Consider the following 25,136-nt stretch of genomic DNA (forward strand, 5'->3'; position numbering starts at 1 on the left):
ATGTCCAAATTTTTCATTAATCGACCAATCGTCGCGATTGTTATTTCGATCTTGATGGTCATCGCCGGCATTGTCTCGATGTTGGGACTTCCAACTTCCCAGTTTCCCAATATTGCCGACCCTCAGATTCAGGTCATAGGCAACTTCACTGGTGCGGACGCGCAGACCGTCGCGCAATCGGTAGCGACCCCTATTGAGCAGCAGATGTCGGGCGTCGACAAGATGAATTATATGTACTCGCTGAACGCCAGCAACGGGCAGATGACTCTGACGGTGGACTTCAACATCGACACGGTGGCGAGCACGGACCAAATTCTGACCCAGATGCGTGCTTCGCAAGCCAATGCACAACTGCCGAGCGCAGTGCTGAACCAGGGGATCACGGTGCAGAAGTCTACGGCGGCACCGTTGATGCTGATCGACCTCAGCTCCCCGAAGGGCACCTACGACAACATCTTTTTGGCGAACTACGCCACGATCAACTTGAACGACGCACTGACTCGGGTGCCTGGAGTCGCTTCGGTATCTGTCTTCGGCGCTGGCCAGTATGCGATGAGGTGCTGGGTCAATCCGGACAAACTGGCGAACCTTAAGATCACCGTTCCGGAGATCATCAGCGCGATCCAGGCCCAGAACAATGTAAATCCTGCGGGTCAGATCGGCGGCAATCCTGCTCCGCCGGGACAGCAGTTCACGTATACAGTGCGCGCTCCTGGTCGCCTTCCTTCCGCGGAGGATTTTGGTGAGATCATCGTCCGGGCAAGAGCCGGTGAAGGCATTTTGCGTTTGAAGGACGTCGCACGTGTGGAGTTGGGAGCGCAGAACTACAACATGATCGGCCGTCTGAACGGCAAGCCCGCAGCGCTAGTGGCGATCTACCAGGCCCCCGGCGCAAACGCGGTCGCGACCGCTGCCGGAGTTCGCGCGCTGATGCTGGAGTCGAAGACCCGCTTCCCCGAGGACCTCGACTATATTGTTGCACTCGACACGACGCTCGCAGTGACTGCCGGAATCAAGGAGATCGAGCATACTCTCCTGGAAGCATTAGGACTGGTCATCCTTGTGGTCTACATTTTTCTTCAGGGGTGGAGGGCGACACTGATCCCGTTGCTGGCGGTCCCGGTTTCGCTTATCGGAACCTTCATGATCTTTCCGCTGCTGGGCTTTTCCATTAACACGCTTTCGCTGTTTGGGCTGGTGCTGGCGATTGGGTTGGTGGTCGATGACGCTATCGTCGTCGTTGAGGCGGTTGAGCACCACATCGAACATGGCATGACGCCACATGACGCGACGATCAAGGCGATGGAAGAGGTCGGCGGACCGGTGGTTGCGATCGCGCTTATCCTGGCTGCGGTGTTTGTGCCGACCGCATTCATTCCCGGTATTACAGGTCGGCTCTATCAGCAGTTCGCAGTCACAATCGCAGTGTCCGTCGCTTTTTCGGCCTTCAACGCGTTGACGCTAAGCCCGGCCTTGTCCGCCATGTTATTGCGGCCCAGGAAGGAGTCTCGTGGCCCGCTGGGGGCGTTCTTTCGCTGGTTCAATCGCGTCTTCGGCAGAGTCACAGGCGGATATGTCAACGCTTGCAAACACCTGATTCATAAAGCGGGTTTCGCATTCCTGCTCTTGCTGGTGTTCGTAGTTGGCGCGGGCTACTTCGGGCATAAGACACCGGGAGGCTTTCTTCCGGATGAAGACCAAGGCTATATGTATGGCGGACTACAGCTGCCGAACGCTTCGTCCCTGGAGCGTACTTCGGAAGCGTCGAAGGTGGTCGAGAAGATCATGTTAGATACGCCGGGTGTGGAGAACGTCAGCACCGTGATTGGCTACAGCATGTTGAGTGGCGTCAACACCACATACAGCTCCTTCTTCTTCGTTTCCTTCAAGAATTGGGAAGAACGTAAGACTCCTGAAGAAAGTTACATCGGAATCAAGCGGCACCTGATGGGCGCGCTATCCAGAGTTACCTCGGGGATAGCTTTTGCTTTCCCGCCGCCCGCAATTCCCGGCGTCGGAACATCGGGAGGATTCACCTTTGTTCTTGAAGACCGCTCCGGCAGTCCCATTGAGTTCCTCGCGAAGAACGCGGAGGTATTCATGGCTGAGGCTCGCAAACGCCCGGAGTTGAATGGGGTGATGACCACCGCACTGTTTGGAGTGCCGCAGGTCGGGATCACGTTGGACCAGGAAAAGGTGCTCACTCAACAAGTCAACCTGGCGAACGTCTACCAGACCCTGCAGACGTTTATGGGTGGATCACTGGTGAACTATTTCAACCGTTTCGGCCGCCAGTGGCAGGTCTACATCCAGGCGGAGGGAAATTATCGAACCTCCGCAGACAATCTGGGCAAATTTTATGTGACCAACAGCAGCGGAGAGATGGTGCCTCTGAGTACGCTGACGGGAAACGTACCACGTAGCGGGCCGGAATTCATCATGAAGTACAACCAGTTCCAATGTGTCCAGATCAACGGTTCGGCCGCCCCCGGCTATAGTTCGACGCAGGCAATTGCGGCGCTGGAAGATGTCTTCAAGAAGACGATGCCAAACCAGATGGGATTCGACTATTTGGGCATGTCTTTTCAGGAGGTGAAAGCCGCTCAAGGAGTCAGCCCGACCGTTGTCTTCGGCCTTTCCTTCTTTATCGTGTTTCTGATCATGGCCGCGCAGTATGAGAGTTGGACGCTGCCGCTTAGTGTGCTATTGGGCGTTCCAATCGCTGTCTTTGGAGCGTTCGCTGCGCTTTATCTGCGACGGCTCGACAACAACGTGTACGCGCAGATTGGCCTGGTGATGCTGATCGGGTTGTCCGCCAAAAATGCCATCCTCATCGTTGAGTTTGCAAAGGCAGAGTACGAGGGAGGCAAATCCTTGATCGATGCAGCGCTCTCTGGCGCGAAGCTAAGGCTGCGACCAATCCTGATGACAGCGTTCGCTTTTATCCTTGGCTGCGTTCCCCTATGGACGGCTTCAGGTGCAGGTGCCATCTCCAGGCAGGTGTTGGGAACGGTGGTGATTGGCGGCATGCTGGCGGCTTCGCTGCTTGCAGTCTTCTTTATTCCTGTCTCCTTCGATGTCGTTGAGCGCTTCGGCAATCTCTTCGGCAAAAAGAAGGAGCCGGAGGAATTCACGAACCTATTTCGAAAGGCACTCCACAATGATCGGCATGAGACCATTCGCCGCGATTATGTTGGTGCCACTGATGGCCGGCTGCAAGGTCGGACCGAACTACAAGCGCCCTGTGGTGGCTACACCGGATCAGTATCGCGGGGTTGCGCCAGACCTGTCCAATCAAACGGGAACGCAGCCATTTGCCGAGATGCGGTGGGAGACGGTCTTTCAGGACGAGACGCTGAGAGCACTCATTAAGGAAGCCTTGGCCAACAATTATGACATGCAGATCGCCGCCTCCCGCATCCTACAGGCTCAGGCGGTGGTAGGGATCACTCGTGCTAACCAGTTGCCCAACGTCTCTGGCTCAGGCGGTGTGAACTATGAGCGTAATGCGATCATTCCGAACGGACCGACTTTGGATTCGCTCAGTATTCAACTGAATTACATCGTGGACTTCTGGGGAAAATACCGCCGTGCCACCGAGGCCGCGCGTGCGCAGTTGCTGGCGACCACCTATGCCCGGTACTTCATTCAGACAACTCTGATCTCCGACGTGGCAGTTGCCTATTTCCAGTTGCGCCAGTTCGACGATCAGCTGGATTATGCGCAGAAGAACGTGGCCGCCGACAATGACATCTTGCGGCTTAACACTATCAAGTATCAGGGCGGCGACAGCGCAATTACAGATGTGTACCAAGCCAACCTTCTATTGCAGCAATCTCAAGCTCAGGTGATCAGTAGCCAACAATCCATCGCTCAGTCCGAGAACCAGATCAGTATTTTGCTCGGACGCAACCCGGGGCCGATCACCCGCGGTCTCACCCTGGTCGATCAACCGCATCTGGCCACAGTGCCCACCGGGCTTCCTTCGGCCCTGCTCGAGCGCCGCCCCGATGTCCGGCAGAGTGAAGAAGCATTGGTTGCGGCAAATGCCAACGTGGGGGTGGCCAAGGCGGCCTTCTTCCCACAGATATCTTTGACGGGCCAGTTCGGGGCGCAAAGCACTGCATTAACCAGCTTCCTCCAGGGGCCGGCAACTGTCTGGTCGCTGGGTGGAGAGGTGCTGCAGCCCTTGTATGCCGGTGGTGCAATCACGAGTGCGTACAACCTCGCATGGGCACAGCGTACCGAGTCAGAGTTGATCTACAAGCAAACAGTTCTGAACGCATTTGGCGACGTAGCCAACAGCCTGGTCGGTTATAACCAGGCCCGACTCTTCCGGATGAAGCTCGAAGAGCAGACCAACACATACGAGGAGACCGCCCGCCTCGCGAACGTCCGTTTTTCGGGTGGAGTTACGAGCTTTCTCGAAGTGCTTGTTACCCAACAGCAATATTTCACTTCGGAGCTGGCGTTGGCACAGGCCTGGAATGCCGAGATGCAAAACTACGTCCAGTTGTACCAGGCGCTAGGTGGAGGCTGGCAGCCCTAACGACATTCCATATCCGAAATGATGCATTTGAGAGCCTACGGCTTGTACTGATCGCACTAGTATTTTTGGCAATAGTCATTTTCTTCGCTCTGGATAGAGTGGAGCAACGAGGTATTGATGTTTACGGAGCTAATGCTCAGCAGTCGAATGGTTCATTGGCAATTGCAATTTAGACATTCTGTCGCACGTGCTTTTGCTGCATCCGGAAATGCGCAAGAAGAAGTAGTTAATCAGCGCTGCTACAGAGGAGCTTCAGCAGCTCTTTTGCGATGTGGTGGATTGTCGATCGATCGAATTGGAACGATTGAGAAGACAATGATCTCAGACAGGGCTTTCGAGAAAGGCTGCTAGATCATGAAAGTGAGAGTGCAGGAAGGAAGTCGGTCATTTGGGGGCACCCGGGGCGTAGTTGCAGTTCTTTGCGTATTGCTTTTGTTGCCTGGCGATTTGGTGACATATGCCCAAACGTCCCCCCAGCAAGATGCGCCGCCAGAGCAACCCGCGCCGAAGATTCCGGATGACCAATTGGATTCTCTGGTGGCGCCAATCGCTCTCTATCCGGATCCACTGCTGGCTCAGGTTCTCGCTGCGTCGACCTATCCTCTGGAACTAATTCAACTTCAGCAGTGGTTGCCGCAACACAAGGACCTGAAAGACAAGGCTCTCGTAGCGGCTGTTGAGAAGGAAAACTGGGACCCCAGCGTCCAGGCTATGGCACCGCTGCCCGATGTGGTCAAGCAACTTGCAGAAAACATCAAGTGGACCACCGACCTGGGTAATGCCTTTCTGGCACAGCAAAGTGACGTGATGGACGCAGTGCAGCGCATGCGCATGAAGGCCAAGGGTGCGGGAAACCTTAAATCTACCGAGCAGCAGAAAGTGGAGACGAAGACCGTCGAGAGCAAGACTGTCGTTGTGATTGAGCAGGCTCAACCTCAGGTCATTTACGTTCCCAGCTATAACCCAACGGTGGTCTACGGCCCACCGGTATATCCGTATCCACCAATCGTCTACCCTCCGCCCCCTCCTGCCGGAGCCGTCGTCGCGGGAATGGCCATTTCGTTTGGCGTTGGAATGGCAATAGGCGCGGCGTGGCATGGAGGCTGGGGATACAACTGTGGATGGGGCCACAGCAACAATAACATCACCATCAACAACAACAACAACTTCGTAAACAATTCCAACAGAACGAATGTCAACCGTCCGTCCCAGCGGCCCGCTGGCGGCGGGAACAATTGGCAGCACAATGCTCAACACCGTGGAGGTGCTCCCTACTCAAACAGGGCCACTGCTAGCAAATATGGCGGCTCTGCCCGGGGTGATTCCATGGCCTCGCGACAGGCAAACGCGCGCCAGAACCAAGGGCAATTCGGCGGTCGGCAACAGGCAGGCACAATGGATCGCGGCGGCAATCGCGCACAGGCGGGTTCGATGGATCGCGGCGGCGGCAACCGGCAACAAGCAGGCACAATGAATCGCGGCGGCGGCGGCGCGGATCGCGTAGGTAATCGAAGCGTTCCCAGCGGTGGTTCCTCACACGGAGGTGGAGCTTTCGGCGGTGGCGGTGGCGGCGGCTACAGCGGAAGCAGCGCGCGAGCCAGCAGTTCGCGGGGATCCTCCAGTATGGGCTCCCGAGGGGGAGGCGGTGGTGGCGGCTCAAGGGGCGGCGGACGGCGGAGATAGACAGATCATGATCAAGGAAAATCACATGAGATCAAACACGTTCCATTTCTTATCATCGAGATCCTCGTCGCCGCCCAGGTGGTCGCATTGTTGTGCGCCCTCGGAGTCCTCGCCGATGCAGCACCGCGATCGAGCGAAACCGCAACTACGACATCACAACCACCACAGACGTCGTTTGCCACACCGAAGGAGGCTGCCGAAGCCCTCATCCAGGCGGCTGCAAACTATGACGTGTCCGCTCTCACGGGACTGTTCGGACCGGATGGCAAGGACATCATTACGACAGCGGACGCCGTTCGGGATAAGAACAATGCCGCGTCTTTTGCCGCGGAAGCTCACAAGAAAACCGACGTGGTCGTAGACCCAGGGAACCCGAATCGCGCGGTCCTTTCCGTTGGCGACGAAAAGTGGCCACTCCCAATCCCGATCGTTAGGAAAGAGGCGAAATGGTATTTCGATACCAGGGCGGGTCTCAAGGAGATTTTGTTCCGTCGCATTGGCACTAACGAACTGGATGCCATCACTATTTGTCGAGGGTATGTAGAAGCTCAGAAGGACTACGCGGAGGAGATCCACGACGACACTGGCGTGAATGAATATGCGCAGCGAATTATCGGCACGCCTGGGAAGCAGGATGGGCTCGCCTGGCAAAACCCGGATGGCAGTTGGGGAGGTCCCGTTGGAGAGGCGGTGGCGAAGGCACTTGCTGAAGGTTACAGCGATAAGGCCAAACCCTTCCACGGCTACTATTTCAAGGTATTGAAAGGACAGGGGCCCGATGCTCCCTTGGGGAAGCTCGACTACATGATCGAGGGAGCGATGATAGGCGGATTTGCCCTCGTAGCCGTACCTGCCGAATATCGCGTCACCGGCGTAAAGACATTCCTGGTTGATTACGATGGCGTTGTCTATCAGAAAGACTTGGGAAGCGATTCCCTCAACATCGTCAAAAGCATGGTGCTCTACAATCCGGATAAGACCTGGCGACCCACATCTGACAATTGGTGATATCGGAACATTTGACGTCAAAACGTGGACGGAAGTCTTCCCGCAACGTCACAGGGAGCGCTCTGCGGGAACTTCAACGTCGACCCTGAATAGGTTGTACAAGCTTATTCTGTCTGCCAGGGCCTGCTATGGTTACGAAGCCATATCCGATTAAATTCCATCGCGAAGGACAACGCGCGGCTGATGCAACTCCCAGTTGGCCGGCAAGTTCAATACTTGAAGAGTAGATCTCCTGATATCCAATCCGCAGATATCTATGTGATCTGCCTGTACTCATTTTCGAAAAGCCGCAATCGGAGTCTTGGCGCTTTCGCGCGCGGTATATCTTGCCTCATAAGCCACGAGATCTTTTACAGCTCTTTTGGCCCGTGTAGACTCCCCCATCCGGAGCAGGCGGGAGAAGTAAACAATCCGGAAGCTGTTTATCTGGGGCAGGTAGGCCGGTTAAAGATAGTTACAGGGGTCGAAAATATATTGCGAAGGTATAGTTTTAACTTCGCACCCGTTGTTTTTGGAGGACAATAAGGACCAGCATCAGGTCCTAGTCTGCTCAAAATCTGTCGACGGTACAACCATACCAGTTGCAGATCGGCTGGATATCACCCAACAACGGTCTCCGCCAAGAAGCGTATGATTTTTCTGCAAGCGCCTCTTGTCCAGAACGAGGCGAGTTGTTCTCTCTCGCTTCGGTGTATTAGGGTTAAAGTCTCGCTTCACTCCCGCATTTCTTGAAACTTCTTGACTCTATGGCACAAAAAGAGTCTTGAGTCGGCATACAAGGGTGAACCGCACACGTTCCGCTTTATAAGGGGACTGGTCTTGAGCCAAGATGGAGCACAGTTCATTCGTTTCGACTTACGGGCCTCGAACGATGTTCCTGAATGTGCGTCGAAGCTCGAGTCCTGCCTGCCCATCGAAATGGTTGGAGGTCCTAGGACTATGAATGAGGAGTTCTCCACATCTCCGGCGATGCATCGGATCAACTGCACTTTATCGCAGAGAGCGGGAACGCCGCCTCATCGAATTCATATCGTCGGCGCAGGTCGAATCGCCGTAACTTCCCGCAGAGGTCCAGCGGCAGCAATTAATGAAGCGAGTACTCTTCATCAGGCCCAAGACAACTTTGCGGCAGTATTTAGCGCGAACCCTTCTGTTCTTTGCATCATTCAACTTGATAGTCTCCTCTATCGTGAAATTAATGACGCATACGAACGACGCACTGGATATAGCCGCGGTGAGGTCCTGGGCAGGCCAAGTATCGGCGCTGGCTTGTGGAGCAATCCAGATGATCGCGACCAAGCATTCGAAAAGCTCATGCAAGAGGGCAGCCTCCATGGGCATCAATATAACTTTCGGACCAAGGCCGGCGAGCCCTTCATAACACTCCTGTCGGCTCAAATCATAGAGTTTGACAATGAACTTTGTGCATTGGTAGTTGCAGAAGACATTACCAAGCACCGGCAGGAGGAAGAAGCCAGGATGGCACTAATTCAGCGTCTTGTTAACACTCAAGAAGTAGAACGCACCCGCGTTGCCAGAGAACTGCACGACAGTATCGGTCAGTCACTGGCGCTATTCGGCATGGAACTGGAGGCAGCCCGACTAACTTTAAAGCTTACAGCCGATGGGGATGAGAGGATGAAACACTTCTGCGCGAAGGTCAAGAACCTTGGCCACGCCGTGGGGACCCTTTCGCATCAACTTCACTCATCAGAGCTTGAGTTGCTGGGTCTCGTCGCGGCCATGAAGGGTTTGTGTCGAGAATTTACAGAGCGTTACAATATTCGGGTCGACTGCGTGTGCTCCGACCTTCCGGACAACCTAGATGCTGACGTTTCGCTCGGTCTCTTCCGTGTCGTACAAGAGGCGCTACATAACGTCGCAAAACATAGTCGGGCAAAAAAGGTGGCAGTAGAAATACGCGGAGTTCCTGACTCCGTCTATCTCAACGTATCTGACGACGGCATCGGCTTTGCCGCGGACAAAGCTGCTGGGACGCGAGGGCTGGGACTAACCAGCATGCGTGAAAGAATATTTTTAATTAGGGGTGAACTCACTATTACTTCGTCTCCGGGAGGCGGCACGCGGATCGAGGCGAAAGTACCTCGCGGGCAACATCAAACTGGACACTGACGCTACAAGATGTTTGCCTACCTTATTTAGCTTTGCTGCAAACAATCCTTCTTGATGAATCAATAACCGTGTTTCCTGTGACGCCAGGGCCCCTTACTTATCTGCGATTTTCTCGATAGGGAGTGTTGAACATGGAGCATAAACCTTATGCACGACTCTTAATAGCAGACGACCACAAGCTCCTCGCCGAAGCGTGCAAATCGATTCTCGAGCCTCGGTATCAGGTGATCGGCATCTTTACCGACGGCCGGTCCGTGCTGCAGGCCGCTTTCACATTGAAGCCGGATGTCGTGGTTCTCGACATTGCCATGCCCGGTCTCAATGGCCTGGATGCTGGTGAGCAAATCAAACGCAAAATGCCTCTTGTGAAATTGATTTTCCTGACCATGACTCCAACGGCCGAAATGGCGGCTGAGGCCTTCCGCCGCGGAGCCTCTGGCTATGTTCTGAAACAGTCCGCAGCTCAAGAATTGATCGTAGCCGTCAACAAGGTCATACACGGTGAATCGTATTTGTCGCCATTGATAGCGCGTGACACTGTCAGTTGCCTACTCTCTCAAGGAGAGCCACACCGTAGGAAAATCACATGCCGGCAGACTGAAGTGCTGCAGTTACTGGCGGAAGGCATGTCGATGAAGGAAGTGGCAAACATTTTGAAAATTAAACCGGGCACGGTCGCGTTCCAAAAATATCGGATGATGGAGACACTTGGAGTCAAGACCAACGCCGAATTGCTCAGGTACGCCATGCGGCATCAGGTTTCTTGCGTCTAGAAAACGGCAGGTTCTAAACGCGACCATTTGCCCGCTCGACAACCGACTCCGTTCTGGTCACTACCGAATTCCAGACTCCGTTCTTCCTCGCGGTTACCTATCGCAACCGAGAAGAGCAGCTCAATGGAGGGCTTCAGCAATCACGTTTCCGAATTAGAAAAGAATTGATTCCCTTCAGCGACTGCATGAAGCGCGTTCACAAGGTCACGGCTTATCTGAGATTTAAAAACATAACCGAACGCGCCAATTTCTATAGCGGCACGGACAAACTCAGGGTTCTCGTGAACCGACAAGAAAACGATCCTGGACGGACATCCCTTCCGCTTCAACTGGTCCGACACTTGAAAACCCGTTATATCTCCAAGTGAGATATCGAGCAGAATAATGTCAGGACACACCGTGTCTGATTTAGCAAGAACTTCTTCCCCACTGGCCAACGCATCTACAATCACGAACTCTCGTTGCAATAACTGGACGAGTGCAGCCAACATACGAGGGTTATCGTCTGCTAACAAGAGCGTTATCACGAGCTCCACACCTTCTTCGTTCGGGTAGATATCCTACAGACCGTCCTCTCGATGAAGACATTTTTTGAGAACTCTAGTTGCAAAAAATTGCAAAAAAGATTCTACGGGGATGCGGATCGTCGAACGGCGTCGATTCAAGCCGTGACAATCCGGAAAAAACTGGACGCGATCAGACGGCCTATTGGCTTTCAGTAATCGGTACGTCAGGTTACAGGGATCTAATTAGCACTTGTTATTTTTATGTGCCGGCGATTCCCTTGTTCTGCAGTACTCTGACTACGACCCGTCGGTTTTGCGTCTGGCCTTCCGCCGTCTTATCATTGCCGACCTGCCTGCTTTCACCCATAGCTCCGGGTGCCAACATATTGGTCAAGGGAACGTGTCCCTGCTGTTGAAGAAATTGAGTGACCTTGTTGGCTCGGTCTTCGCTTAGTTTCTGGTTGAGCGAGCTGCTCCCAGATGATGAGGCGTAACCCTTTACCTGGATCGTGTACGCGGTAATAGTCTTAGCCTTCTCAGCTAATTGCAGTAGCTGTGGCTTGTACTTTGGATCGACGGTCACCTTGCCATTCCCGAAGTAAACCGTCACTTCGTCCATAATGTTGTAGTCATCCAACTGTCCAAAGCGTTTGTTGGCAGCCTCGATAGCGGCCTTGTTGCTGTCGATCTTCGCTTGCGCCTGGGACAATTGCTGCTGCTGTTCTTGCATGGCTTGTTGCTGCCGCTCAAGAGCTGATTTCTGCTCGTCTAGCTCCTTTTGACTCTGTTGGATCTGCTCCTTCGCCGGTTGCAAGCCAGCCTGTATAGTTTGCGCATCCTCCAGATCATTGCCCTTGAACTTTACCGAGCTTGCTACAAGTTCGTTTTTGGAATCGTATGTCCCCTCAACTTGAACCTGAAGACCCGGTATCAGCGCGGTCATCGACATCTGCTTGCGGCGTGCCTTGAACACTCCCTGCACTTGGGCAACCTGCGTCGTGTCTGTCAGCAGGACCACCAGTTTCGGCTCGTCTGGAGTCTGTAGCGTCATGCTGGCTCCATTTCGCCCGGTTATCAACCCACTGACTTTGGTGGCCTGAGCCAATACGTTCCCACAAGATAAGAGAAGCGAGACCAGCGGACCAGCCAGAATCATCGTCTGCGCGCTCTTTTTCATAGTTCCGCTCCTTCTGTTGCTCGTGTTCAGACGCCATCATGACCGGCTCAGATCGATCACGTACTAGGTATTGTGCAGTTGCGGCGCATGCAAGAACAATTAGCAGAAATGCTAGTGATGGGGTCGGAGTATTTCCATCGTCACGAAAGGGATGGTTTCGTGTTGGACTTACAACAAGTTATTTTTTGTGGTGGTCTTGTGGTGTTTTGTTGGGGTTTTTGAGAAAAACGGATGCCAAGACGTGGTGTTTTGGTGGTGAAGTTGTGGTGTTTTGTGTGGTGAGTGTGGTGATTAAGCAGTCGTCATTTGTGGTGATGGGGAATGTGACACGAATTCTGAGTTTATTTTCTTTGGCTTCCCGTTTTGGGAACGAGGGCTGTTCGGGGTGTCGCGCGACCAGGTTCGATTGTCAGCTGATAGGCCGTTTGAAACTGAGTGTAAGCTTGTTGTCTCGTAAAAACAGGAGGTCTCGATGCACTACGCTTCTACGCGACGGAGGTTTCTTGCTCACTCGGCTTTAGGTGTTCTTGCGGCTGGTGTGCCGTTGTTTGGACAGGCTGCTCAAACGGCTCAGCCTGCTAGCTCGGGGCAGTCGTCTGCGCCCGCTCCCCCGCCAGCGAAACGCACACCGATGCCACGCACCGCGCCGCCGTATGACAAGGCGACGATTAACATGATCGGGCCGAGGCCCGGGTATACGCCGCAGATCGGGACGATGGTTTCGATGCTGACCTGGATGGAGGGCGCTGTGCTGGGGCCGACTCGCGACCTCACGCAGGAGCAGCTCGATTACCTGTTCGACAAGAATGCGAACACAATCGGTGCGCTGATGCTTCACCTGGCGGCTACTGAGGTTCTGTACCAGAGGATTACGTTCGGGAACGAGAACTTCGATAAGCTTCCGGCAGACTACGAGGCGAAATGGGGTCCGGCGATGAATCTTGGTGCGGCTGGACGGGCGACGATCAAGGGTCACGACGTCGCCTACTATCAGGACGCGATTCGTGAGGCTCGCGAGAAGACTTTGGCGGAGTTTGCCAAGCGCGACGACGCGTGGTTCACGACGGCTTTAAAGGAGCCGGGATGGGGCGGTGGGCCGGTGAACAACTATTGTCTGTGGTTTCACGTGTGCGAGCATATCTCGCACCACTCCGGCCAGATTGACTTCCTGATCAAGCGGCTGCCCGGGGCGAAGAGTGATGACGCTGCTGGTTGAAGGCAGATGGGATGATCAGGTTTGGACGGCGGCGGCAGAGGATGAGTCGTGTTGTCGTTTGTCACATCCAAACTGCGAACGGATTCGAGAGAGGACGACATGAAAAAGGGTTATTGGGTGGTCTCGTACCATACGGTTGGTGACGAGGCGACGATGAAGAGCTATGTGGAGTTGGCTGGAGCCGCGCTTGCGCCGTTCCATGCGCGTCTTCTGGTGTCGCCGAAGAGCGAGGTCACGGCTTTGGAGGCCGGGCTGAAGCAGATGACGGTGGTGGTGGAGTTTGACAGCTACGCGGATGCTTTGGCGGCGCATGCGAGCGCGGATTACAAGAAGGCTCTGGCTGTGCTGGGTTCGGGCGTGAAGAGAGACTTCCGGATTGCCGAGGGAGCATGATGTTTCCCAGGTTCCGCTGGAGTGAGATAGTTCGAGCTTTCTGCATCCCATCCTTCGCAGAGTCGCGAAGGATGGGGCACCCGGGGAGTCTGTTGCAGATTTAGTTTTGCGGGCTGGATGGGGGCGGGGTGGTGTCCTCGTCGTGATGGCCGTGATGGAAGATCTTGCCGATGCCGCGGCCTGTGCCCTTGGCGACTTTGCCGGTGCCCTTGGCGGCACCGACGCCGACGTCCTTTCCGGCCACGCCTGCACCCTTGCCGACGTTGCCTGCGGCGTCGATGGGGTGGAGGGTGACGAGATCGCCGGCCCTTTTGCCGACGCCTTCGGCTGCGGCTCCAGTTCCCTTGGCGGTGCCCTTGCCGATGTCGCCGGCTCCGCTGCCGACATCACCGCCGGGGCTGCGGGGTTGTGGCTGTGACTGAGTTTGAGTGTGGTCGGGTGTGGTCTGGGTGTTCTGGGCGGAGACGCTCTGGGTGCAGATGGCGAAGGCTAAGGTGAGGAGCGCAGTGAACAGAGTATGGAATGCGTGGCGCACGGATGGGCCCTCCACTTGATTTGATGATTCGGCGAAGGGGTTGGAAGCGTGAGGGTTCGAGCTAGGTTCGAAGGCCCAAATCTTTGAATCGAGATATGGGTGCGCGAATTAGCGGGTAGTTGATGTGGCCGTCCTATATCTTTATTGGAACGGCGGTCTGGGTTGAAAGGAGTGACTCGCTCGATGGCGGTAGCTCAGGTCTGGAAGAGTTCGAGGTTCACGATTGAACGGAGTCGAGGGAAGACGGCCGGAACAGTCATCTTTCGATTGTCAGGGCCGTTTACGGCGCGGGACATGTATGCTTCGCTTTCGCCGGATGCGCTTCGCAGTACGTTTGAGGCGGAGGAGGAGAGCGATCCGCGGGCTCTCCCCGTTTCTGCTCGCCATATTCTGGATCTGACGGAGGTCCCGTACATGGATTCTGCGGGGCTTGGGTTGATCGTCAGCCACTATGTTCGGTGCCAGGGCAGAGGAGTTCGGCTGGTTTTGGCTGGGGTGAGTCCTCGCGTGCTTCAACTGTTTGAGATGACCAGGGTAGACAAGTTCTTTCCGAAGGTTTCTTCGGTTGAAGAGGCAGAGCGGTCTTGAAGACACGGAATGGCTCAGCGGTACTGAACCACTCTTCGATGGAGGTCTCACAACCCACCCTTCGCAAGAGCGCGAAGGACGGGGCACCCGGCAAGGGTCCCCGGGTCACTCCGGAATCCTGAAGTCGTAGATCCTTCCGGCGGCGGCGCCTCCTGACCTGGCTCCTCCTGTGGAACCTCCGGCCATGGTTGCCTGCTGGCCTGTGCCCATGAAGAAGGCGTATTCTCCTGGCTTCATGGCTGCGTCCAGCTTGATCTTGTAGGTTCTGATTCCTGCGTGCTCGGCGGTGAAGGCTACCTCCTTGTCGCGCTTGACGCCTGATTTGCCGCCAGTGATTCCGCCGAAGCTCCTATCTGGAATTCTCGGCGGTTGCCTTTCTTTTCGAGGGTGATGAGGACGAAGTCGGATGCGCTGGCACCGTCAGGGACGTAGAGATAGAAGACGGGCTGACGGTCGTTGATGATGTTCTTCGATTGGGGGCCGTTGAGGTAGGCGTCCCAATGTTCGTTTCGCATGCCGTAGGTGAACATGCTGCCGGCCTTGCCGCCGACCTTTGCCTGGCTGATCGCCTGTCCCTCGATGAGGACGAAGGCGTTGCTGTTCTTCCAGTAGACGCCGACCTCCGGGGTGGGAGGGTTGGGTCGTTCGAGATGGGGGTGGCGGCGACTACGACCTGGGCGGCGGGGGAGCGGGATTAATCATCACCTTGATGACTTCGTCAGAGACCTTGGCGGCCTTGAGCTCCTTGAGGCCATCGACGCTGGTGTCGAACTGCAGGGTTCCTCCGGCAGCGGCGGAGCGGATTTTAGCGATGATGATGTCGTCAGATAGGCCGAGTGAGGCCATGTCGATGACGTCTTTGTTGGTAATTCTTTTGCCGAGTTGTTGGCTCCATGTTGCTGGGAGAATGAAAAGGAACAGAGCCGCAAACAGAAAGGTGCGTCGTTTCATGGGACCTCCTGACAAACTTCAGGTCGTGGCCCGGAGCCCTTTGTGGGGAGGTCTAGAAATTTAGCACAGTTGTGCTGGTGCAGGCGGAGGTAGATGTTGGTTCTGAGGGCGAGGAAAGCGGTTCGAGCTTTGCTCGAATGCCCACTCATGCGATGGGACTGCATGAATGGCGCACCCAGGTAATGAGCTTTAGTTACGTATGGGCCACCCCTACAACCCCTAGCGAGCGTGCGAAATCGAGATTGGGTTAGAACGCATCATCATTTCGAAGTGTGCTTGGTGCTCGCTCTCGGTGAATATCCTCTCAAAGATCCTGAAATATTCTTCAACATCGGAGTCTGCCGAACTGACATGCAAATCATCTTGAATCGAATGTGATCCATCGTGCAACCACGATAAGAGGGTTTTCACAACTTGTTTGTCATGCCCGTCAAACAAATCCTCCAGATAGTTGAGATTCATATCGCCGAAGTGTTTGAAATAAGTCTCCAATATTCTTCTCATAGTGTTCTGAACAGTGGTTTGGGAGAGATGTGGTCGCCTGAGTTCCTCCCACAGAAGTTCGTAACTGCTTTTTACTGGATTTGAATTATGGAATTCGATTTTGCTTGCGGAATTTGACTTTCGGATTATCCAATATTTACAAAAACCTTTCACTCCGTGTGTCACCTCTTTGTGAAAGTAGACGTTGTGTGTAAGGACGAGGAGTTGTTTGACATTCCCGGTGTTGCTCTGAATCTCTTGAAACAGGCTTCGAATTAGGGAACTTACGACAAATAAAATGTTACTGTCTAGGCTGGAGACGGGATCGTCAATGACTGCAATTCGATTGCTGGCGATACCACTCTCACTCTTGCTGCCTTTCAGCAACCTATAGAAATACAAAAACGAGACGAAGCTTTTTTCCCCTCGCTCAAAGTGTCCTCTACTGTTGTGCCATCGGCTCTAACCAACTTGTAGAAGCCGTTTTTGTCCGATTTGGCAAGAGAAAACCCTGAGAAACCCCACCTAGCTAGATCGTTATTGATCTCACTGATCGTAGGTTCGGTACTAGTAGTCTCTTTTTCTAAATGGCGAATCTGAGCGTCCATTAGCGATTTTTTGACAGACTTTTCGTTGATTTGCTCGTCCAATGAGACGATAGCTAATCTAAGACTGGTAGCTTCTTTGTCGAACGTTCTCAAATCCGCACTAATTTCTTCTAAGGAACCTCTGCGTAGGCGTCTGACTTTCTGGGGTCAGGGAGTGGGCATGGAAGATGCGCGGGTTTTGGTTGGTTTGATGCTGTTGGAGGGCTAATTGAACGCGCATCCGCCCGTTTTCCGGGGCTTCCAGGCGCACTACTGCCCAAGGACTGCCAGACGTTTGCGGTGCAGGTACAGGTTCACCAGCGCGAAGTTCGCGCACAGGCGGTGATGGTTCTTCGCGATGCCTCTGTATCTCACTTTGTCGAAGCCGAAGATGCGCTTCAGGATCCGGAACGGATGTTCTACCTTGGCCCGCACCCTCGACTTACTCCGGTTCTTCTTTTTCTGTAACTCGTCGACATAGTTTTTGAACTTCGTCCGCTTGCAGGTCATGTCCTGTGCCTTCGGAGCGGCCTCTTGGATGGCGTCGGTCTGGCCCTGATAGCCGCCGTCGCCCCACACCTTACGCTCTTGGCCGTGCAGCAGTTCCGGTAACATGTGGCAGTCCGCCACGCTGGCTGCGCTCGTCGCCACAGAGTGGACGATGCCCTCCCTCGCGTCCACGCCGATATGCGCCTTCAGGCCGAAGTACCACTGGTTGCCCTTCCTGGTCTGGTGCATCGCCGGGTCGCGCTCGCCACTCGCGTTCTGGGTCGACGAAGGCGCATGCAGGATGGTCGCATCGACAATCGTGCCCGTCGCGATCCGGATGCCCCTGGCATCCAGATGCACGTTCACCGCATCCAGCATCAACCCGCCCAGCTCGTGCCTCTCCAGCAGATGACGGAACCGCAGGATGGTCGTCTCATCCGGCGCAGGCGCAATCCCAAGGTCCACGCCAACGAACCGCCGCAGCGCCGCAGACTCGTACAACGCCTCTTCCACCCCAGGGTCCGACAGATTGAACCACTGCTGCACAAAGTAAGTCCGCAGCATGATCGCCAACCCTACCGGCTGCCGTCCCTTGCCCGCCTTCGCATAGTGCGGTCGTACCAGGGCTTCCAGCGCAGACCATGGAACCACCTGCTCCATCTCGTCCAGAAACAACTCCCGCCGACTCTTCCGCCCGTACTTCTCAAACACACCCTGACTCGACAGACTCTGCTGCTTCATCGCAATCTCCTCGCAGCTATCAGATTAATCAATCAGGCAAGCGATGCAGAACTTGTGCAGACTCTCCCTAAGAGAAAACGCCATATTTCACTTGTGAGCTCAGCTTTTGCGCGGCGCAAATTGGCCACTAGGTTGTTATGGGATTGAATTGACGAGTTGAGTAGCCCAACCAGGTCTTCGATTTTTTCTATTACTCCGGCTAAAGATGTCAGTTCCACACGCTTGCTTGGCTCAGTTCTTTTGCCTTCGAGAAAAGCATTATTGAGAGCCGCAATAGCGCTAAAACTGTCGACCATTGGTTGGAGCTGTTCTCCCTCGAGCCCTCGGTATGTGGAGTTCAAAAGATCTCGAAAGTGCAGTTCGGCCTGATCGGCAACAAGTCGGTATTCTGAAGCTATTCGTCCAATAGTGGCTCTTTCCCGATCGAAAGAATCGTCAAAATAGTCCTCGAGGCTCTTTGTGAGCGATTCGGGCGTCTTTTGCTGACAAAACGGACACAACTGATCGCTGATCTGCAGGAAAGTTGCGCCTTGTCGTACCCAATCGCTATTGGAAAGTTTCGCAATAAGCTGTGCGATGTCGACATCCGTCTTACCCACAACAGCCCTCTGAAGTATCGGGGCCTTTTCGATTTCGAGCAACTTCTTTGTGTCCGGAAGAGGAATCAGGCCTTCTAGCCGTGCATTGGAATCAAATACTGATGCAGCTTTGGTTTCTAAGACCGTAAGTGGATGATTTTCGGCTTTATTATTTACTTTTTCTTGTAGTACCCGCTCTCTAAATTTTATTCGGTCGGCTCTTACGCCAGCAAATGCTTGCTGGAACTGATTGTCATACTTTGTTTTCAATTTCCAACATCGATCTGTGAATCTGGAAACGAGCGCTCTTAATTCGCCTTCCTTGCCTTGCGTGCCATCTTCTCCACTGCGAGTTCGCTGCAGGCCAGAAATCCGAGTAGCAAGTGCTTCCGATTCGACAGTAAGGGCTGAGATCGACTGTAAAACGTCGACCTTATGCGCTCCCAATGTGAATATCCCTTGGATGCTCGATGACTGAAAGAAATTTTTACCGACAAAATCTCGGTTATAAACTAATGTTTCTAATCGATTATTTTGCTTCCAGTTAATTGTGCAGTCCGGGAATTCCTCGGGTTTATCTATCAATCTTGATAAAGTCGTTTTGCCGGACCCGTTGCCTCCGTATACAAAATTGAGGAATGCCAATGCTTCCAGTTTTTGTGGATCATCGCGACGGTAACTAGCAGTGTTATGTATTTCAATTGATTCAATCATTTGCGAACCTCTCAGCTTGCGGAGATTCCACTATAGGCGGTTTTCACCTCGATAGAAAGTTTGTGCGGTAACGTCGAAAGTGAAAGTTCCGCTTCGTTGGGTTCAACAACTTGCGATGCGAACGTATGCTTGCGACTTTCGAATCTCCGGGCGATCGGCGTTTCCACTTCATCGGGTCAAGAACATCAGTGCTGGAAGGTCGGCTTGTCGTCAACGATCCATCTTTATGGAAAAGTTACTTGCCAAATCTTTCGGCGTAGGAGTATTTTTCATTGGCGCAAGTTAACTCTCACTATTGAAAGTTCAAAATGAGGGCTGGTGCGTGCAAATACTCGCAATGGGAGACCCGAATGCTGAGAAAACCGCTTTCCTGGATGCAAACTATCGTGAAATCTCGCCTCTTACCTGCTATAGCGCTCATAGCCTGCGTTACCGGAAGTCACGCGCAGGTGAATGGAGTGAGCCAACGACCCTATCTTGGCTGGAGCACCTTCAGCCAGCAGACAATCACTCCCACCCAGACCTTCCTTACACAGGACAGCATCATCGCGCAGTCCGACGCTCTGCGGAAGTCCGGCCTGCAGCCGCACGGATACATCTACATCAACGTCGATGCCGGTTGGACCGGGGCCTCCGACGCCTATGGCCGTACGCTGTTCGACACCACCCGCTTCCCCGACGTCGTCGCGATGATTCAGCATATTCACGCCAACGGGCAGAAGTTCGGCATGTACCTGAACCCTGGCGTCGGCACCGATCAGGTCGCAGCCAATAAGCCAATCCTCGGTACCCCCTATCACCTGCAGGACATCATTGTGAAGCCGGCAACCATCGCGAACGCGTTCGGCGGAGGGGACAAGATCGACTACACCAAGCCGGGAGCGCAGGAGTACATCAACTCGGTTGTCGACCTCTACGCCTCGTGGGGGCGGACTTCATCAAACTCGACGCTGTCACGCCGGGCTCTTATAACGACGACACTAACATCGACAATCGCCCCGACGTAGCTGCATTGTCGAAGGCAATTGCGCAGAGCGGACGTCCAATCTGGCTGACAATTTCCTGGGCGCTCGATCAGGATTACATCGCAGACTGGCAGGCTACCAGCAACGCGCGGCGCATTGAAGGCGACGTAGAGTGCGAGGGAGATTGCCCCTTTCTGACGGAGTGGAATCGTATCCAGGTCCGGTTCCTCGATCTTCCGAGTTGGGAGTCGGCCGCGGGACCCACCCTCGGATGGAACGATCTGGACTCGCTTGAGATCGGTAACGACGCGACCGATGGCATCACCCCGCAGGAGCAGCAGACGGCGATGAGCTTCTGGGCGATGGCCAACGCTCCGCTCTCGATTGGCGGCGATCTAACGAAGATGTCAGCGACAGGCAAGAAGATTCTCGGCAACGACGAGGTGATCGCCGTCGATCAGTCCGGCCATCCCGCGAAGCAGATTCGCGCAGGTTTTACGCCGATCTGGGCGTCGAATCTGGGCAATGGCGAGTATTACGTTGCTCTCTTCAACCTGAACTCGGTTCCCACGCGCGTGAGCCTGCCGTGGAGCGATCTCGGCTTCGCCGCGACGCTTACCACGCGGGACCTTTGGAGCCATACGGAGCTTGGACCGTCGCTGCTTGAATACTCGACCGTTGTCCCGGGTCATGGCGTTCGTCTGCTGAAGGTGCGCGGTGTACTCAAGGTCCCTCCGGCTAAGTCCACCAGCTATGAGGCGTATCAGGCCACGCTCACCGGTTCGGCCCAGGTTGCCGATTGTCCGCTGTGCTCGGAGGGCAAGAAGGTTGGGTTCATCGGCATCGGCCCGAACAATAACGTTTTCTTCGACGACGTAAAAGTCGATCGCGACGGCGTCTACAACATGGAAGTCGATTCGGCTACGAACGGTACCCGCTCTTACATCATCAATGTCAATGGAGGTCCCGCAATCACTCTCAACTCCAGCGGTGGAAGCGGCAACGTTCCCTCGAAGCTGACCATTCCCGTGAAGTTGAAAAAAGGCGACAACAGCATCGAGTTCGGAAATCCGATCAGTTATCCTCCCGATCTCGACCGTATCGTGATCAGTGGAAACGGAACCGCGCCCTATCCTGAGACGCAGACCTACGAAGCGGAGCTGGCAACGCTCAGCGGCTCTGCAAGCGCTGGGTTCAACGGCAATGCCTCGGGTCTGGCCAAGGCCGGAAACATCGGTGGAGGGACCGGAAACAGCGCGACCTTCGCGGATGTCGAGGTGCCATCCGCTGGTACCTACAACCTTGAAGTCGATTACTTCACGCAAGGGCTACGATCGTTCTTCGTCACGGTAAACGATCAGCCGGCCAAAGAGCTCGACCTCAATGGATACAGCTTTGGCACGCCGACGAGCAATGTTATCCAGGTACAGCTTACGGCTGGCAAGAATCAGATCGTGTTCGATAACCCCTCGAACTACGCTCCCGATTTGGACTCAATAACCATCTCGCCACTAGTCTTCTAGTCGTTACTCAACGCTTCGGGCCTCTTCGAAAATAGGAGAGGCCCTTTTTTCGTTTACGATCGAGAGCAGCTTAGCTAGCGAGACTTCGTCATTTTACGAAGTGGACGGCCTGTCGATTGACGAACAATAAGTTCAACAGGAATGTAGATCTGCCTGCCGGAACCGCTTCGCCCGACGCGCATCTCCTCTAAAGCTCCGTGACAGCTTTGGGCGATAAGCTTGCGAGAAACGCTCATGGTTGTCAGACTCGGCGATACCAGGTCATCGAGTTCGATGCCATCGAACCCGATTACAGAGACCTCATTTGGGACAGAGATGTTCAATGTACGTGCCGCCCGAAGAGCTCCCAGTGCAGTCAAATCATTGACTCCAATGACTGCAGTTGGCCTGTCCGCCAGTAGCATGAGGTTGCGCAACTCACGGTCTCCTCCGTCTGCACGATAGTTTCCATAGCGGACATACTCCTGACGGACTGTAATTCCGTGCATCTTTAGGGAGGCTTGAAAGGCATCCAACCTCAACTTCGAGATCATGAGGCCCGGTGAACCGCCGATGAAAGCGATCTTTCGGTGCCCAAGGTCCTTCAAATAACCGATCGCTTGCCTCATTCCCTCCTCATGCATCAAACTCACGTCACTGAAGCTGGGGCCAGTTCGGCGGCTATCAATGGCCACCGTTGGCACCTTGCGAAGCGTCAGCAACTGATACGGCTCCAGTTCGTCGAGCGATGGTAGAACCACAACGCCGTCGACAAGTCTCATGAGCAACTGACGGACCGACGTAAGAGCCCCACCAACACTGGCCTCTGCGTTCGCCAGCAGAACAACCTGCCCGTTGGCTGAGGCCAGCGCTTCAAATTCCCGAAGGAATTCTGAAAAGAACGGGTTTGTCAGGTCCGGAACGATGACGCCGATAGCATGACTCTGCCCATACTTTAATGTGCGCGCTGAGATGTTTGGGACAAAATTAAGTTTCGCTACCGCGCGTCGCACCGCGAGCGCGGTCTCCTCTGTCACCAGAGAAGAGCCGTCCAAGGCGCGCGAGACCGTGGCTACTGACACTCCTGCGTGGCCTGCCACATCACGCATCGTCGCAGGCTTTTTAGGACCTGATTTCTCGGCCTTCTGGCGCATGGATCCCGTCTCCGCGAATGCGAAATCTGTTGCTGTACCTTCAAATTCGCCACGATCAATCTCCCGCTCAGTCTACGCGATTGTCGAGAGCAACCGGACGAAACAATCCGTGAGGGACGCTTTGCGAAGTTGACACACTTCAAAGCGCCGCTATATTGTGAGTTTGCATGTAACCGGATACATTTTGAAGTGTAAAACAGTCGTCAAGGTGACTGACCTGATGCTTTGACTGCAACTGGGTGGTCGCAGACCTCTTTTTGAGAGCCTTCATGATTCTGAAGCTGAATCGAACTTCCGCGGCAACATTAGTCTTCTCTCTTGCTCTCGCGTGTGCGGCGACCAATTGCATCCGCGCACAGAGCTCTAACGTGTCCTATGCGAAAACTGTCGTGGTGAACGTCGATTCTACAACGGGAGAGATCAGTCTGCGATGGCGGGACGGAAGCGAGTTACATGGGCTCACGTCAAATGTAACTCTGACCGACGGACGTCTGCTTACCAGTGACGCCTACACGGGGCATCGAGTCATCAGCGGCACACATGAGATCACGATCGAACATACTAAGCTCGGGCTGCCTACGCTGGTTCAGCGTGTCTATATCCCAGCCGGAAAGCCGTGGGTTGAGATCCAAGCTGAACTGGATTCCTCGACCACCTCGGTTGCGACCAATCGCTTCGTCGCTGTGCGGGTACAGGGAGAAGGAGCATTCCAACTGGTGCATGAGGATGCACTGCGTGTGCTCCACGTACCGTATGACAATGATATGTGGTTTCGCTTCAATGCTGTAGCTCTACAGCAACCCGACCAACACATCACAAGCAACGAAGTGACGACGATCTACGACAACGCAAGCCGTCGCGGCTTTGTGTTCGGATCGTTGACGCATGATGTCTGGAAGACCTCGTTGACTGTGCAGGCGGAGAATGGGTCGTTGAAAGACCTCGAGGTCTTCGGCGGTTTGCAGGGGCAGCTCGGCGAACGGAGCGATACGCACGACTTTGTGGCTCATGGCGTGGTGAGCGGCAAGAAGGTGCTGTCTCCCCGCGTGATGGTGGGAGAGTTCAGTGACTGGCGAAGTGGCATGGAAGCTTATGGCAAACGGAACGCCGAACTACATCCACCGCTCGCGTGGGCCGGTCCGCGTCCATTGGGCTGGAATAGTTGGGCCGCATACGCCGACAAGATCAACCGCCAACGCTACATCGCCTCCGCAAAGTTCGTACATGACAAGCTGAGCCCTGAAGGATTCTCGCGGAAGGTGGTCTACATCAACTTCGATGCGTTTTGGTCCAGTCTCGACGGGGTAGCGCTCGAAGACGCGATGGCCACTGTGAAATCGATGAAATCGAGCGACGGCACCGTTTTTGAACCCGGTATCTATTGGACGCCATTTGCTGCCTGGACCGGCGATCTAGACGCGCTTGTCGAGGGCACGGATGGGAAGTACCGGTATCGCGACATTCTGCTTAAAGGGCCTGATGGCGCATTTTTGCCGGCAGTCGACGGCGGCAAGCCTATTGATCCAACCGCGCCGGGCACACGTCTGCGGACGCAGTTCTATATCGACACGCTTGCGAAGATGGGCTTTAAATATCTCAAGCTCGACTTTCTCAGCCACGGCGCATTGGAAGGCGTACACGCTGATCCTGCGATTCAGACCGGAACCGAGGCTTATAACCTGGGCATGCAGGACGTCGTGAAGGCGAACGCCGGGCGCATGTTCCTGAGCCTCTCCATTGCCCCACTGTTCCCCTCCGGCTATGGCCACGCAAGGCGACTCTCATGCGATACCAAAGGTCACATCAGCGGTAAAGATCAATCGACGGAATATATGTTAAATGCGTTGACCTATGCCTGGTGGACGGACGAAAGCCTGTACATCATCGATCCCGACCACATCCCACTAGGGACGAAGGCCGATGAGGGCGCACGCAATCTCGTGGAAGCTCAAAGCCGCCTTCTATCAACGATCATCAGCGGGGGCATGATTCTGGATAGTACACGGCTGGCGGACGATCCCGACGGGCAAGCAATGGCGCTGCAGGTATACAACAATCACGCTCTTATGAAGGTGGCCGATGAGGGGAAGGTTTTTCGCCCCGTGGAAGGCGACACAGGGGATGCTGCCGCAAAGATCTTTGCGCGACAATCCGCTCACGGCTACTACGTTGCCGTCTTCAATTACGACGACAAGGAGAAACACACCATCCAGGTGAACCTCGATCGTATCGATCCCCAATTCAAGGGCTCCGTTGCACGCGATGTTGCTTCCGGTGCCTCCGCACCAATGTCAGGAAGCAACATTGCAGTCGATCTAGCACCCTCCGAGTCGCGCCTGATCGAGGTATCCGGCTCGAGCGAGGGGATGCGAAATGAGAGCAGAGCGCGAACAACGAAGTGAGATAAGCAT

General features: G+C 54.6%; 20 protein-coding genes and 3 pseudogenes. 12 read left to right on the forward strand and 11 right to left on the reverse strand.

Features of this window, described 5'->3' with window-relative positions; translation table 11 throughout:
- From RBB80_RS00210 to RBB80_RS00235, 6 genes and pseudogenes are all read left to right on the forward strand, one after another.
- The gene (locus tag RBB80_RS00210) at positions 1–3,372 is read left to right on the forward strand and encodes an efflux RND transporter permease subunit (RefSeq protein WP_433966382.1); all 3,372 of its coding nucleotides are present in this window, start codon (positions 1–3) and stop codon (positions 3,370–3,372) included.
- Positions 3,263–4,549, forward strand: a pseudogene (locus RBB80_RS00215) (efflux transporter outer membrane subunit); the annotation flags it as partial. The gene RBB80_RS00210 and the pseudogene RBB80_RS00215, both read left to right, overlap by 110 nt.
- 354 nt (positions 4,550–4,903) lie before the next feature.
- On the forward strand, positions 4,904–6,232 hold the full coding sequence (locus RBB80_RS00220) for a DUF3300 domain-containing protein (protein ID WP_433966383.1): 1,329 nt from the start codon (positions 4,904–4,906) through the stop codon (positions 6,230–6,232).
- A gap of 78 nt (positions 6,233–6,310) precedes the next feature.
- A complete protein-coding gene (locus RBB80_RS00225; RefSeq protein WP_433966384.1) occupies positions 6,311–7,240 on the forward strand; it encodes a DUF2950 domain-containing protein in 930 nt (309 codons plus the stop codon).
- 939 nt (positions 7,241–8,179) lie between these two features.
- Positions 8,180–9,373, forward strand: coding sequence for an ATP-binding protein (locus tag RBB80_RS00230; protein ID WP_433966385.1), 1,194 nt, complete (start codon positions 8,180–8,182; stop codon positions 9,371–9,373).
- A 131-nt stretch (positions 9,374–9,504) separates the two neighbouring features.
- Positions 9,505–10,146: a response regulator gene (locus tag RBB80_RS00235; RefSeq protein ID WP_433966386.1), complete on the forward strand. Its 642-nt coding sequence runs from the start codon at positions 9,505–9,507 to the stop codon at positions 10,144–10,146.
- Positions 10,147–10,286: 140 nt separating this feature from the next.
- On the opposite strand, the gene RBB80_RS00240 is transcribed toward RBB80_RS00235, so the two are convergent.
- Both RBB80_RS00240 and RBB80_RS00245 read right to left on the reverse strand, forming a co-directional pair.
- Positions 10,287–10,673 (reverse strand): response regulator, encoded by a 387-nt coding sequence (locus RBB80_RS00240; RefSeq protein ID WP_433966387.1) that lies wholly within the window; start codon positions 10,671–10,673, stop codon positions 10,287–10,289.
- Positions 10,674–10,911: 238 nt separating this feature from the next.
- The gene (locus tag RBB80_RS00245) at positions 10,912–11,703 is read right to left on the reverse strand and encodes an OmpA family protein (protein ID WP_433966388.1); all 792 of its coding nucleotides are present in this window, start codon (positions 11,701–11,703) and stop codon (positions 10,912–10,914) included.
- A gap of 598 nt (positions 11,704–12,301) precedes the next feature.
- On the opposite strand from RBB80_RS00245, the gene RBB80_RS00250 reads away from it, so the two are divergent.
- Positions 12,302–13,045: a DinB family protein gene (locus RBB80_RS00250; RefSeq protein ID WP_433966389.1), complete on the forward strand. Its 744-nt coding sequence runs from the start codon at positions 12,302–12,304 to the stop codon at positions 13,043–13,045.
- 99 nt (positions 13,046–13,144) lie between these two features.
- A complete protein-coding gene (locus RBB80_RS00255) occupies positions 13,145–13,438 on the forward strand; it encodes a DUF1330 domain-containing protein (RefSeq protein ID WP_433966390.1) in 294 nt (97 codons plus the stop codon).
- 100 nt (positions 13,439–13,538) lie between these two features.
- Here the strand turns inward: RBB80_RS00255 and RBB80_RS00260 are convergent, their stop codons facing one another.
- The gene (locus RBB80_RS00260) at positions 13,539–13,973 is read right to left on the reverse strand and encodes a hypothetical protein (RefSeq protein ID WP_433966391.1); all 435 of its coding nucleotides are present in this window, start codon (positions 13,971–13,973) and stop codon (positions 13,539–13,541) included.
- Between the two features lie 183 nt (positions 13,974–14,156).
- Here RBB80_RS00260 and RBB80_RS00265 point away from each other — a divergent pair, with 183 nt between their 5' ends.
- Entirely contained in the window at positions 14,157–14,561 is a 405-nt protein-coding gene (locus tag RBB80_RS00265) for an STAS domain-containing protein (RefSeq protein ID WP_433966392.1), read from the forward strand.
- A gap of 105 nt (positions 14,562–14,666) precedes the next feature.
- Here RBB80_RS00265 and RBB80_RS00270 read toward each other — a convergent pair whose 3' ends face one another.
- From RBB80_RS00270 to RBB80_RS00300, 7 genes and pseudogenes are all read right to left on the reverse strand, one after another.
- Complete coding sequence (locus RBB80_RS00270; protein WP_433966393.1) at positions 14,667–14,798, reverse strand: hypothetical protein; 132 nt, start codon at positions 14,796–14,798, stop codon at positions 14,667–14,669.
- A 56-nt stretch (positions 14,799–14,854) separates the two neighbouring features.
- Positions 14,855–15,091, reverse strand: coding sequence for a hypothetical protein (locus tag RBB80_RS00275; protein ID WP_433966394.1), 237 nt, complete (start codon positions 15,089–15,091; stop codon positions 14,855–14,857).
- 136 nt (positions 15,092–15,227) lie between these two features.
- A complete protein-coding gene (locus RBB80_RS00280) occupies positions 15,228–15,512 on the reverse strand; it encodes a hypothetical protein (protein ID WP_433966395.1) in 285 nt (94 codons plus the stop codon).
- A gap of 219 nt (positions 15,513–15,731) precedes the next feature.
- A pseudogene (locus tag RBB80_RS00285) lies at positions 15,732–16,399 on the reverse strand (AAA family ATPase); the annotation flags it as partial.
- Positions 16,376–16,723, reverse strand: a pseudogene (locus tag RBB80_RS00290) (AAA family ATPase); the annotation flags it as partial. The pseudogenes RBB80_RS00290 and RBB80_RS00285, both read right to left, overlap by 24 nt.
- Positions 16,724–16,852: 129 nt before the next feature.
- Positions 16,853–17,812 (reverse strand): IS5 family transposase, encoded by a 960-nt coding sequence (locus tag RBB80_RS00295; RefSeq protein WP_433964127.1) that lies wholly within the window; start codon positions 17,810–17,812, stop codon positions 16,853–16,855.
- 32 nt (positions 17,813–17,844) lie between these two features.
- Entirely contained in the window at positions 17,845–19,104 is a 1,260-nt protein-coding gene (locus RBB80_RS00300; RefSeq protein WP_433966396.1) for an AAA family ATPase, read from the reverse strand.
- A gap of 458 nt (positions 19,105–19,562) precedes the next feature.
- Here RBB80_RS00300 and RBB80_RS00305 point away from each other — a divergent pair, with 458 nt between their 5' ends.
- The gene (locus tag RBB80_RS00305; protein ID WP_433966397.1) at positions 19,563–20,111 is read left to right on the forward strand and encodes a TIM-barrel domain-containing protein; all 549 of its coding nucleotides are present in this window, start codon (positions 19,563–19,565) and stop codon (positions 20,109–20,111) included.
- Complete coding sequence (locus RBB80_RS00310; protein WP_433966398.1) at positions 20,027–21,592, forward strand: alpha-galactosidase; 1,566 nt, start codon at positions 20,027–20,029, stop codon at positions 21,590–21,592. The genes RBB80_RS00305 and RBB80_RS00310 overlap by 85 nt, the downstream gene beginning before the upstream one ends.
- 74 nt (positions 21,593–21,666) lie before the next feature.
- On the opposite strand, the gene RBB80_RS00315 is transcribed toward RBB80_RS00310, so the two are convergent.
- Complete coding sequence (locus RBB80_RS00315) at positions 21,667–22,725, reverse strand: LacI family DNA-binding transcriptional regulator (RefSeq protein WP_433966399.1); 1,059 nt, start codon at positions 22,723–22,725, stop codon at positions 21,667–21,669.
- A gap of 368 nt (positions 22,726–23,093) precedes the next feature.
- On the opposite strand from RBB80_RS00315, the gene RBB80_RS00320 reads away from it, so the two are divergent.
- Positions 23,094–25,127, forward strand: a complete 2,034-nt coding sequence (locus RBB80_RS00320; RefSeq protein ID WP_433966400.1) for a hypothetical protein — start codon at positions 23,094–23,096, stop codon at positions 25,125–25,127.
- Positions 25,128–25,136: the final 9 nt, after the last annotated feature.

This window comes from Tunturiibacter gelidiferens, assembly GCF_051013345.1.
GTDB lineage: Bacteria > Acidobacteriota > Terriglobia > Terriglobales > Acidobacteriaceae > Edaphobacter > Edaphobacter gelidiferens_A.